General features: G+C 41.6%; 7 protein-coding genes. 5 read left to right on the top strand and 2 right to left on the bottom strand.

Going from position 1 to position 12,954, the window contains the following annotated elements; all coding sequences use genetic code 11:
* Positions 1-47 precede the first annotated feature (47 nt).
* The 4 genes from HPE56_RS17480 (at position 48) to HPE56_RS17465 (ending at position 9,414) form a co-directional block, all read left to right on the top strand.
* Positions 48-3,563 (top strand): VCBS repeat-containing protein, encoded by a 3,516-nt coding sequence (locus HPE56_RS17480; RefSeq protein WP_188245044.1) that lies wholly within the window; start codon positions 48-50, stop codon positions 3,561-3,563.
* Between the two features lie 64 nt (positions 3,564-3,627).
* Complete coding sequence (locus tag HPE56_RS17475; protein ID WP_188245043.1) at positions 3,628-6,840, top strand: VCBS repeat-containing protein; 3,213 nt, start codon at positions 3,628-3,630, stop codon at positions 6,838-6,840.
* A 128-nt stretch (positions 6,841-6,968) separates the two neighbouring features.
* Positions 6,969-8,507: a hypothetical protein gene (locus tag HPE56_RS17470; protein ID WP_223170360.1), complete on the top strand. Its 1,539-nt coding sequence runs from the start codon at positions 6,969-6,971 to the stop codon at positions 8,505-8,507.
* 19 nt (positions 8,508-8,526) lie between these two features.
* Positions 8,527-9,414 carry a DMT family transporter gene (locus HPE56_RS17465; protein ID WP_188245042.1) on the top strand — a complete coding sequence of 296 codons (888 nt, stop codon included), beginning with the start codon at positions 8,527-8,529 and terminating at the stop codon, positions 9,412-9,414.
* A 229-nt stretch (positions 9,415-9,643) separates the two neighbouring features.
* Here HPE56_RS17465 and agaR read toward each other — a convergent pair whose 3' ends face one another.
* The gene (gene agaR / locus HPE56_RS17460) at positions 9,644-10,429 is read right to left on the bottom strand and encodes a transcriptional repressor AgaR (protein WP_188245041.1); all 786 of its coding nucleotides are present in this window, start codon (positions 10,427-10,429) and stop codon (positions 9,644-9,646) included.
* 198 nt (positions 10,430-10,627) lie between these two features.
* On the opposite strand from agaR, the gene HPE56_RS17455 reads away from it, so the two are divergent.
* Positions 10,628-11,779 carry an SIS domain-containing protein gene (locus tag HPE56_RS17455; protein WP_188245040.1) on the top strand — a complete coding sequence of 384 codons (1,152 nt, stop codon included), beginning with the start codon at positions 10,628-10,630 and terminating at the stop codon, positions 11,777-11,779.
* An 80-nt stretch (positions 11,780-11,859) separates the two neighbouring features.
* Here HPE56_RS17455 and HPE56_RS17450 read toward each other — a convergent pair whose 3' ends face one another.
* Entirely contained in the window at positions 11,860-12,768 is a 909-nt protein-coding gene (locus tag HPE56_RS17450; protein ID WP_188245039.1) for a 1-phosphofructokinase family hexose kinase, read from the bottom strand.
* Between the last annotated feature and the right edge of the window lie 186 nt (positions 12,769-12,954).

The raw sequence follows: 12,954 nt of genomic DNA, 5'->3' as shown, positions 1-12,954 counted from the left end.
ATTAAACAAATGCCTACTTTTTAGCCAAAATATTTATACTCTTTCTGATGACAAGCCATCACAACAAAATAAATACGCTACTAAGATTACATTTCATTGGCCTATTAGGGCTGTTGGCTATCAATTGCAACACATCAACCACTGAAAAACGTTTATTTGAACTCGTAGATTCAGAATACAGCAATATCGACTTTGAGAACAGGTTGTCTGAAAACGACACCATCAACATCCTTGATTTCGAGTTTATGTTCAATGGGGGCGGTGTGGCTATCGGTGATATCGACAATGACGGTTTACAGGACCTCTATTTTTCAGGCAATCAAGTCTCCGGTAAATTATATCGCAATTTAGGCGACTTCAAATTCAAGGATATTACGGCCGAAGCCAACGTCACAACCACAGGTTGGTGCAATGGGATCGCCATGAAGGATGTCAACCAGGATGGTTTTTTAGACCTCTATATTAGTAGGGGCGGACCAAGGAATACCCCTGAAGAACAAATGGCCAATCTACTTTTCCTCAATAAGGGGGATGGTACTTTTATTGAAAGCGCCAAAGAATACGGGCTCGCCGATACCGGATATAGCATACAGGCCCTTTTCTTTGATTACGACAAGGATGGAGACAATGATATGTACCTCTTGACGAATGCCCTTGTCCCATACAACAGAAATACCTCAAGACCCAAAATCCTGAATGGGAAGGCTCCTAGCACCGATAGGCTGTACAAAAACAATGGAGACAACACCTATACGAACATTTCCAAGGAAGCGGGTGTAACTATTGAAGGATTTGGACTCGGGGTCTCCGTATGTGACATCAATAAGGATGGTTGGCTCGATATTTATGTGTCGAACGATTTTTTGACCAATGACATCCTTTACATCAATAACGGGGATGGCACATTCTCCGATAAGATCTTCGATTATCTGAAACACCAAAGCTATAACGGTATGGGTTTGAACATTGCCGACATCAATAACGATGCACAATCAGATATCATTGTTCTCGACATGCTGCCCCAAGACAACAAAAGACTAAAACAGACCTTAGGGTATTTCAGTTACGATAAACATATGCTCGATACGGAATTCGGCTATATGCCACAGTATGTCCGCAATACACTACAACTGAACAATGGGGATGGCAGCTTTAGTGAAATTGGACAATTGTCGGGCATTAATGCAACGGATTGGAGCTGGTCTCCCCTTATTGCCGATTTTGACAACGACGGTTTCAAGGATGTCTTTATCACCAACGGTTACCGACGGGATGTAACCAATTTGGACTTTATTGTCTACGGTCAAAAACAGGGACCCTTTGGTGACCCGGAAACCATCCGAAAGGATAAATTGCAAAAATTAAATGCCCTGCCTGAAGTCAAATTACACAATTACATATACAAGAATAACGGTGGGGTAGATTTCACTGACAAGTCCTTGGTTTGGGGAATAGACACCCCCAGTTACTCCAATGGTTCGGCTTACGCCGATCTAGATAATGATGGGGATTTGGATCTGGCCATCAATAATATTGATGACAAGGCCCATATCTACAAAAACAACACCATTGAAGCCAATGCCGCCATTTCAGGAAACCATTTTATTCAAATTACATTGAAAGGGCTACCCAATGTAACAGGGACTGAAGTTTACCTCTACGACCAAAATACCGTGCAATACCAATACCACAACACCGTAAAAGGGTATTTGTCCACCATGGGCGAGAGCCTCCATTTCGGTTTGGGCGATACGAAAGAAGTAGATTCATTAACCGTCAAATGGCCCAATGGCACATGTCAGACCCTTAAAAAGGTTTTGTCCAACCAGACAATCACCCTTGACGTTGCGAATGCCGGAAAATGCAAAAAGAACACCCCTATCCGAACATTATTTCAAGAAATGGGCGGAATGGAAATTAACTACACCCACAGGGAAGAAAAGCATATTGATTTCAATGAGCAGACAACGTTGATTCAAATGAACTCCAGACTGGGCCCGGGTATTGCAGTCGGGGACATTAATGCTGACGGATTTGAGGACTTTTATGTTGGAGGGGGTAAAGGCCAGAATGGCAGCTTTTTTATACAGCAAAATGATGGTGGTTTTCTTGAAAAACCTTTGTTAAATGGAGAAACCCACGAAGATATGGGTACCCTTTTATTCGACATCGATAGCGATGGCGATCTAGATCTTTTAATAATCAGTGGGGGCGAAAAAAGCACCGGATCAAAACAAGGTTATACCGATAGGGTGTACCTCAACGATGGTCAAGCCAATTTTAAGGGGAAGGATTTTTTCACACGACCTGATGCCGGTTCTTTTGTAAAAGCCGGGGATTATGATAAAGATGGTGATTTAGACCTCTTCATTGGCGGAAGGTATGTGAGTGGCTCCTATCCGTTATCACCCAATAGTTACCTCTTAAAAAATGAAAAAGGTCAATTTCAGGATGTTACCCAAGCGGTATTCAATAACGAAAAAAAGTTCGGAATGCTTACCGATGCACTTTGGACCGATTTCGATAATGATGGCTGGCTAGACCTAATTATTGTTGCCGAGTTTTCCGAACCCCTCTTTTACAAGAACGATAATGGCAACCTCATCAACGTATCAAAATCCACCGGACTCAAAAATTGTTCAGGATGGTGGAACAGCATAACCTCTGGCGATTTTGATAAAGATGGTGACACTGACTATATCCTAGGTAATCTCGGATTAAACAGTGCGTACAAGGCAAGTGCCGAGGAACCTGTTACGATTTATGCCAAGGACTTTGACGCTAACGGTACTATTGACCCCATGATCACCTGTTATCGCCAAGGTAACGAGCACCTGATACACTCCAGGGACGTATTGAACAGTCAGATCGTAGCCATGAAGGGCCGCTTTAGAACGTATGAAGCTTATGCCAATGCCCCTTTTGACAGGACTTTCTCAAATAAAGAATTGAAGGATGCCTATACGCTAAAAGCAACGATGTTGACCAGTATGTATGTGGAAAATATGGGGGAAGGAAAGTTTAAAATGAAGGAATTGCCCATTGAAGCCCAATATGCCCCAATATTTGGCACATTGGTCGAGGATTTTAATGGCGATGACAATTTAGATGTATTGTTAGTCGGCAATCTCTATGCTACCGAAGCCCTCACTGGTGCCTATGACGCACTTTCCGGCCTCTGTCTCTTAGGGGATGGCATCGGTGGGTTTCTGCCCGTTAAAGCAACAGAAAGTGGCTTAAAAATAAATGGTGACGCCAAAGGATTGGTTGAATTGGGGGCCGCAAATGGTGATGCCATACTTCTAGCCAGTCAGAATTTGGGTGTGTTAAAAGCATATTCGTACACAACCAACAAATTAGTGATGCACCCGAAACCTCAGGAAACCCACGCCCTTGTTTACATGAGGGATGGAAGTTTCTACAAAAAAGAATTTGCCTATGGCAGTTCGTATTTAAGCCAAACATCAAGACAGCTAAAAGTAGATAAAACCAAAACTGATTATATTGTATTCTTTTCGTACACGAACCAAACCAGAAAAATTGAGATAGGTGATGATAAATAGATACCCTTTATGTTTGTTTGTCTTATGTCTTTTAACAGGGTCTTCCTGTAAAAACCCAGACACTTTGTTCACTGCGCTCGAATCGACCGATACCCATATCGATTTTTCAAATGAGATTCAAGAAAACGAGGAGCACAACATTCTTAATTTCATGAACATTTACGCTGGGGCCGGCGTTGGTGTTGGCGACATCAACAACGATGGCCTTACCGACATTTTCTTTGCGGGCAACATCGTTCCGGACCGATTGTATCTGAACAAGGGTGGTTTCAATTTTGAAGATATCACAGCGTATTCAGGTATCAACAACAAGGGATGGTCCACGGGTGTAAGTATGGTAGACATCAACCAAGATGGTTGGTTGGATATTTATGTTGCCGTTTCAGGCGGTTCGGAATCCCATGAAAAAGCCAATAAGCTGTACATCAATCAAAAAAACAATACATTCACCGAGGAGGGTGAAAGTTATGGACTTGCTGATACCAGCCAATCTACGCATGCTGCATTTTTTGATTATGACAGGGATGGTGACCTCGACATGTTTTTGATCATTAATCCTGTGGATTACACCATGTCATCTGTAAACACCATACGTGCCAGAAAATTGAACGGCGAATCAAATAGTACCGACAAGCTCTATCGAAACAATGGGGACAATACCTTTACCGATGTTTCTGCCGAATCGGGAATTCTGGTCGAAGGGTATAGTCTCGGCCTCGGCATCAGTGACATCGATAACGATGGCTGGCCGGATGTCTATGTTTCCAACGATTTTCTTACCAATGACATTTTATATCGAAATAATGGGAATGGCACATTCTCGGATGTTTCCAACACCTATTTCAAACACACCAGTTTTGCCGGCATGGGCAACGATATAGCCGATTACAATAACGATGGCTTGGCCGATATTCTGGTTTTGGATATGCTTCCCGAGGATCATAAACGCCAAAAGACCATTATTCCAGCAAGTAATTTTGATAAATTCCAAATGACGCTTAACAAGGGATATACTGCCCAATATACACGAAATACCCTGCAGCTCAATAACGGCAACAATTCCTTCAGTGAAATAGGGCAATTCGCAGGGATCAGCCAAACGGACTGGAGTTGGAGCGTACTCTTGGCAGACTATGACAATGACGGACTTAAGGATGCTTTTATCACCAACGGTTTCAGAAGGGATATTGGCGACATGGATTATATCAATTACCAACAGGAATCATCGAATCCGTTCGGTTCTGAGAAAGCCAGAAGGGAAAGAAAACTACAGACCATAAAAGAGTTGCCAAGTGCCTCCGTTAAAAACTATTTTTACAAAAACAATGGTGATTTTACCTTTACGAACACGACAACGGATTGGGGTATTGAACATGCCAATTTATCCAACGGTTCCGCTTTTGCTGATTTTGACAACGATGGAGACCTGGATTTGGTAGTGAACAACATCAATGAAAAGGCCAGTATACTGCAAAACAATAGCGAGAAAAACCAATCCCGTTATTTAAAACTAAAACTCATTGGTAAAGAAGGCAACAGGGATGGACTCGGTACAAAAATCACCGTACATACCAATGGGGATAACCAGTACTATCAACACTTCCTCTCTAGGGGTTACGAATCCAGTGTGGACCAAATAGTGCATTTTGGCTTGGGGAAAACAAAAATAGATAGCATTACAATTGTTTGGCCCGATCAAAATACGCAGGTTCTAAAGGACGTCAAGGAAAATCAAATGTTGAGCGTCGAATACGCCAAAGGAACAATCGGGGTGAATAACGTTGAAGCCCATTTGACAAATACGCTCCTCAAAGAAATTACGGATTCCTTGAAAATTGACTTTGAACATAAGGAAAACAGCTTTGTGGATTTTAAGGTACAACCCCTATTGCCCCATATGCATTCTAAAAATGGACCAAAAATGACCAAGGGCGATATAAATGGCGATGGGTTGCAAGACTTTTATATCGGTGGCAGTAAAGGTTATAGTGGAGTGTTCTTTGTTCAGGGACCAGAAGGAGGCTTTAAAGAACAACCCCTTAATTTGGATATACAATCGGAAGATATGGGTTCACTCCTATTTGATGCGGACAATGATGGGGATAACGACCTCTATGTGGTTAGTGGCGGAAGTGAATTCAATAAACATAACCCATGGTACCAAGACCGTTTATATCTGAACGACGGCCATGGTAATTTCACGAAGGATGAAAGTGCCCTACCCAAAATCAAAGCTTCAGGCTCTATAGTCAGGCCTTTTGATTTTGATGGGGACAATGATCTAGATCTTTTTGTGGGTGGCAGGTTGGTCCCCGGTGAATACCCTACCGTACCTCGAAGTTTTGTATTGAGGAACCAAAATGGAAAGTTTCAGGATATTACCCAAGAATTGAACCCTGAATTGTCCAACATCGGCATGGTAACCGACGCCGTATGGGAAGATTATGACCAGGATGGGGAAACCGACCTTATTGTCGTCGGGGAATTCATGAACATTACCGTATTTAAAAACACCGATGGCAAACTAGAGAACGTCACAATAAACACAGGCCTTTCCGATACCTCTGGATGGTGGAATTGTATTAAATCAGCAGATATTGATGGTGATGGCGATATGGATTTCTTTGCTGGAAACCTCGGCACCAACAGTCGATACAAAGCCTCAACATCGGAACCCCTATGCATTTATGCCAAGGACTATGACAAAAACAACAGCATCGACCCTATAATGTGTTATTATATCCAAGGTAAAAATTATATAGCACACCCACGTGATTTATTGGTAGGTCAAATCGCTTCGATGCGAGGACGGTTTGCCACCTTCGGGTCCTACGCCGAAGTAGAATTCGAAGATGCCTTTTTGCCTGAAGAATTGGAAAACGCATTAATTGTTAAAGCTATGGAATTTCAAAGTCTCTATCTTGAAAACCTTGGTGATGGCACATTCAAAACCAAGGCCCTACCCCCAATGGCCCAAATTGCACCCATAAACGATATGGCCTTTATTGACGCAGATAAAGACGGACAATTAGATGTACTCATCGTTGGTAATAATTATTCAGGGGATTCAGCCATAGGCAACCACGATGCAATGATAGGACTTCTTTTAAAAGGGGATGGCAAGGGTGGTTTCAGTACCGTTCCTGTTACGAAAAGTGGTTTTTATGTCCATAGTGACGCCAAGGACATCCAACAGTTGAAAATGGGTGATGGCCGCGAAGTGATTTTGGTGGGTAGCAATTCTAGTGCTCTAAGAGCTTTTTCTTATGTTCATTAGAATAAAAAACATATATTTTGTAAATAATAAGTTTTTGAAAGTTATTATACTTTCATATATTTACCTTATAACAAATAAAACCGTTATTGCATTTGTAGCTTTAAATACATCATCCTAGATTTTCAAAAATGAAACGTAGATCATTTATCACCAAAAGTGCCTCAGCAGGTTTACTTGTCGGCATTCCATGGTCAAAACCCCAAGACCATATACCACCACACAATTGGGACGGTTATGATTTTGGCCCACCACCTACAATTGAAAACAGAATGAATCAAGGTCCGTTTTCAACATATGGACCTGCAGCTACCACTCCTGGTGCCGATGTAGTAATGGTAACCACACCTGCCAAAAAACCTATCAGCAATTATGGTAAGGGTTTCGTGACTTACATCTGTGATGAAGTTGGCCCACCGAAAACAAAAGGGAAAACATTACGGGAATCAATTGAAAAACTAGCCAAATTCCCTTTGGGAGACGTATTATATATCCGAGTCGATTGGCGTGACATTCAAAAAGAGCCCAATAAATTGGAGTTCCCGGAACATTGGCACCTAACATTTGAAATGGCCAAGAAATACGGCAAGCGCGTGGCCTTTAGAATACAACTGATGAGCCCCGTGATTGAACCTGAGTCCATGCCCGATTTTTTAATCGGAAAAGTACCCATGGTAAAACTGGGCACCACCGATGAAATCGGCATTCCAAATAAAGTACACTATGCACCAAGATACGATCATCCCGAATTCATGAAGGCCTTTAAAAAAATGGATGATCTTCTATCGGCAATCTACAATGGTCATGAACTGGTTGAATATGTTGATACCTGTATGTATGGTTTTTGGGGGGAAGGACATTCATGGCCGTTTAACGGCAACCCTTTTCCAGATAATTATACGGCCGAAAAGACCTTTGTTGAAATATTCGAATACCAAGCGGCCAACTGGACAAAAACCCCTTTGGTGACCAATACCCAACCTGATTATAATGAAGTTGGCAATGCTGAAGTACTGGATAGAACCATTCGCTCTTACAATTGGCTGCGTACGGATACCATTTTTATAGAGCCCTCACAAATAGATGCCTTGAGCAACCGCCCCCCTTGGATAGGAGCAACAATAGAACAAGGAATCAGAACCGAGCAAGAAAATAATACATCCGAAATTGAGGGTATTACCCGAAATGAAAACATCATTTCCCATATCAAGGATGTCAGCCCCAACTATTTTTCCCTTTGGAACTGGCATAATATCGCCTTGGAAAACCTTCTCGGTTACTACGAAAAACATCCTGAACCGTTAGACCAATTGGCTATGGTCTTAGGATATAATGTACGGCCTTCCTGGGTATGGCACTTCGAAAAAGAGGGATATCCCGGATTGATTCTAGGCTTGGTGAACGATGGCGTTTGTGGCGTTCCGGGGGCATTGTGTATTTCGGTGCTGGACAATGATGGCAATTTAATTACCACAGGAAGTATAGACCCAGGATACCCGATACCAGGTAAAGTTAGGCAGGCTTCCTTCCTTCTACCTAAAGGAACGGTCTGGGAAAACTTACGCATAAAAGCCGAAATAGAAGTAAAAGGAATACGTCATCAAATAAAATGGGCCTGCGAACAAAAGCTTGAAGACGATGGAACCCTTCGTTTAAAACAAAATTTATAACCAAATAACCAACACTACAATGAAATCAAAACCATGGCTTATTTACGCACTGACAACCACTCTTTTTTGGGGGGTTTGGGGGGCTTTTACCGGTTTACCAGCAGAAAATGGATTTCCCGAGACCTTAGTTTATTGTGTATGGGCACTAACGATGATACCTCCCGCCATATTTGTTTTGTACCGCGTTAATTGGAAATTACAGTACGACAAAAAATCTATTTTTTATGGTTGCTTGATCGGCCTTTTAGGCGCTGGTGGACAAATGGTGCTTTTTCATGCCGTAACTGTCGGACCAACCTATTTGATTTTTCCGATCATCTCGCTATCACCCATTATCACCGTAGTACTATCCTATTTCTTTTTGAAGGAAAGAACCGGGCCTAAAGGAACTATTGGTATTATACTCGCTATTCTGGCATTGCCCTTATTCGAATACTCTACAGGTAATGAATCCGAGGGGTATGGGGTCTCATGGTTCATTTTGGCAATTTTGGTCCTTGCGGCATGGGGCATTCAGGCTTATTTTATGAAGTTTGCCAACAAGAGCATGAACGCGGAAAGTATATTTTTCTACATGACCATAACAGGTTTACTGATTATTCCCGTAGCCTTAGTTATGACCGATTTTTCCCAAGAGATCAATTGGGGAGCCAATGGCCCTTGGTTGGCCGCTGGTATTCAAATATTGAACGCCGTAGGTGCGCTCTGCTTGGTTTTCGCATTCAGGTATGGCAAGGCAATGGTAGTATCCCCATTGACCAATGCGGGTGCCCCCCTGATTACCGCTATTATTTCCATGGTCCTATTGAATTTTGTACCCAATACCATTAAGATTATCGGTATTGTTTTTGCGATCATCGCAGCCTTTTTGTTGGCAATTGACCCTGAGGAAGAAGAAACTGAATAAATTTTAAACGAGCCTCGTTAACGAATTGTTTAGGACATGGAAGATAAAAATTTCACTGTCATGACCTCCCATATCAACATATGTCACAATATTCCTTAATTGACATAAATAAAAAAACCCAGGCTCGGATACGGTCCTGGGTTTTGGTTTGGTAATTCCCAAAGGATATTGACTTAAATGTTATGTTAGATGTGAAATGGGTCCAAAATATTTCAAGCCCCCCTGTCCATCAAGCAATGACTACGTCAATCCCCAATTCTTCCAAGAACAATTTATCCGCCTTTTGCATATTTTCATCTGTCACTATAATATCGATTTTATTTGTAGGACATATAAATGCGAGACTCCTTCGGTTGAATTTACTGGAATCAGCCACCAAAATAACATCCTTGGCAATATCTATCATAATCTGGTTCAATGAGGCCTCCTCAATATTGGGGGTAAATGCCCCCTGTTTAATATCGAGTCCGTCTACACCCAGAAATACCTTATCCACATAAAAATTACGAAGGTTTTTTTCAGCCAAAGGCCCAACCAAGGAATGTGAGTTCTTTCTCAATGTGCCTCCCGGAACAATAATATTGATGTTTTGGGCGTGAATTAACTGATTGGCGATATTAAAGGCGTTGGTGATCACATTAATTGCTTTTTCCGTATCCAGATGCTTGGCGACCTCCATAGTCGTGGTTCCGGAATCCAAAATAATGGTTTCACCCTCCTTAATAAGGGAAGCCGCTTTTTTTCCTATTTCAATTTTTTCGGCATAATGTATTTTATCCTTTTCAGAGAGTTGATAATCGGCACTTACGGAATTATCGTATTTCATTGCACCACCACGTGCACGAATCAATAACTTTTTGGATTCAAAAAGTTCAAGATCGTTTCGAATGGTAACCTCACTAACGTTGAATTGCTCACTGAGTTCGTGAACGAACACCTGTCCGTTTATATCGAGTAGATTTAATATTTTCTTACGGCGCTCCACAGTTGAACGCTTTGTTTTGCTTTTATCCATTGGCCTACTTCATAAATTAACAATCTAAAATAACATTTTAATTTGGGTAATTAACAAAAATAAAAAAGTAATCTTATGATTCAATATATAATAATGTTTCGTAATTTAAATAATAAGATTTGAAAGTTTAAATAAGTTTAATAACTTTGTATGAAATGTTCTGAAAGAATATAAGCATTTGAAATAACGACTTACCAAATGAGATATCTAAATATTGCCGAAAGTGCACTAATCGACTTAAAAGCCATTGATACGGCAAGAGAGATACAAGGTCAACCCGAACTATGGGAAGCCATTTACAATAACATATGTTCTGAGCGTGAATCTATCTCCTCGTTTCTGGACAATGTTTATCCAATTGCAAAAAAAATAATCCTAACAGGCGCAGGAACAAGTGCCTATATCGGTTTTTCCTTAGAAGGTGTTATACAGCGTACTACCAAAATAACAACTGTCCCAGTAGCCACGACACACCTTGTTTCCCACCCACAGGACTATTTTGAGCCGGACACTCCCACACTACTCATTTCATTTGCGCGATCGGGAAACAGCCCTGAAAGTGTAGCCGCGGTTGAACTTGCCGACAAACATTGTAATGATTGTTATCATCTAATCATTACGTGCAATACCGACGGAGACCTGGCACAACGTTCATTTAAAAAAAATGGATATGTTTTTTACCTGCCACCAGAAGCAAATGACAAAAGTTTGGCCATGACCGGAAGTTACTCGGGCATGCTCCTATCAGCACTATTGATCAATGATATCAAGAATATAGAATCATTGCACAGTACCGTGAATAAGGTCAGTGAATACGGAACTTCCTTACTTACGGAATTCCTCCCTACCATTAAGAAAACGGCAGAACTACCCTTCGACAGGGCGGTTTTCCTCGGATCTGGCCCACAATACGGCACAGCCATGGAATCCCATTTAAAATTACAGGAACTAAGCGATGGACAGATTATTTGCAAGAACGACTCCTATTTAGGCTTTCGACACGGGCCCAAGGCGGTCGTCAATAACAAAACATTGCTCGTTTATTATTTTTCCAATAACGAGGATGTTTATAGGTATGAGAAAGATTTGGTTGCAGCCATGGATGAAGGTAAAAAACCATTATTTCAAATGGGTATCGCTGAAAAAATGCCTGCCGGTCTGGATTTGGATGCCCTAATCGTACTTTCCAAGGATGGCAACCATATAGATGAGCCCTATCTTTCGGTATGCAATATTCTTTTAGGTCAACTCTTGGGCTTTTTCAAATCCATGGACTTAGGATTGAATCCAGATTCACCATCATTGAGCGGTGCAATATCCAGGGTTGTAAAGGGAGTTACTATTTACTAGTCCCCTACAGCCCTTCTATACAGGATAATTGACTTACCCCTGATTAGGGGGTTCACTAAAGTTCTATAAACCAACTCTTCCTAAGTCAATTTGACTTTAGGCAAGAGTTGGTTTACATCCTCTAATTTCAAGATGCCCAAATCCTCATTCAAACAGTTGGCTGCCCCGCAGGCCACACCATATTTAGCGATTTCCTGAAGCGACATCCCCTTGAATACCGCATTGGCGATTCCAGCCGTTAGGCAATCCCCACTCCCAACGGTACTCTTAACCTCGTCTATGACCACGTTGGCATGTACGGATTGTTCATCGGTGTGTAGAAAAAGTCCTTCCTTTCCCTTGGTAATGGCTATTAATGAAACCCTATTCCTTAACTGGTTGCGTATTTCCATGTGGTCTTTGGTCCCAAAAGTACTTAGTGCTTCGTGCTCGTTGATATGCAGTCCGAAAAAAGTGGTCTTTAAGGCATTTTCCAACTGTATGCCCGAACAATCCAAGATGGCCTTCCTTCCTTCCTTATTGCAGATTTCCAACAACTGAAGGTAAGCGTCCTCTGGGGCACCCTTTGGCCATGAGCCGGAAAGACAGACTAAATCGCTGGCCTTTACCGCTACTTGAAATTCCAAAAGAAACTGATTCCATTCCCCGGTAGTCATTTCAGGACCGGGCTCTAACAATTCCGTATTATCCAATGCTTTATCCGTGGACCTGAACGTATAGCATTTTCTATTGTTTCCCTTTAGTTGATTCCCCTGTATTTGGACATTACGGAGTTGCGGGGCACTTTTGATCCATTCCCCATTATTTCCCGCCCAATTGGCAAAAAGTGATACAGGATTACCCAACTCTTTCAGGGCCATTGCCACATGGACACCTTTCCCTCCCGGAAATTCATCTAGCCGATCAATACGATTTGATTGACCTATCTCAAAGCTTTGCAACCATGCATAAGTATCAATTGACGGATTTGGACAGACTGAAAGTACCATATGAATATATTTTAATTAACCTTTAAAAACTTTGTAACTATTGTATATTACAAAGTAATTGAAAGTATATGAAATATTAAAACTTTCATAACATTTTTATTTGACACACCACTCCCATCATCACCCTGTGGATTAACGTAAAACACATCGTGCCTAAAGGCCCCTAGTAACTTCGGAAAGGAATTT

The organism is Maribacter aquimaris (assembly GCF_014596745.1).
Classification (GTDB): domain Bacteria; phylum Bacteroidota; class Bacteroidia; order Flavobacteriales; family Flavobacteriaceae; genus Maribacter_A; species Maribacter_A aquimaris.
This window is presented reverse-complemented; position numbering and strand designations above follow the sequence as displayed.

What these genes read in the sequence shown, in the direction of transcription:
- HPE56_RS17480 (WP_188245044.1), top strand. Translation starts at nt 48, where the DNA reads ATGACAAGCCATCACAACAAAATAAATACGCTACTAAGATTACATTTC.
- HPE56_RS17470 (WP_223170360.1), top strand. Translation starts at nt 6,969, where the DNA reads ATGAAACGTAGATCATTTATCACCAAAAGTGCCTCAGCAGGTTTACTT.
- HPE56_RS17465 (WP_188245042.1), top strand. Translation starts at nt 8,527, where the DNA reads ATGAAATCAAAACCATGGCTTATTTACGCACTGACAACCACTCTTTTT.
- agaR (WP_188245041.1), bottom strand. Translation starts at nt 10,429, where the DNA reads ATGGATAAAAGCAAAACAAAGCGTTCAACTGTGGAGCGCCGTAAGAAA.
- HPE56_RS17455 (WP_188245040.1), top strand. Translation starts at nt 10,628, where the DNA reads ATGAGATATCTAAATATTGCCGAAAGTGCACTAATCGACTTAAAAGCC.
- HPE56_RS17450 (WP_188245039.1), bottom strand. Translation starts at nt 12,768, where the DNA reads ATGGTACTTTCAGTCTGTCCAAATCCGTCAATTGATACTTATGCATGG.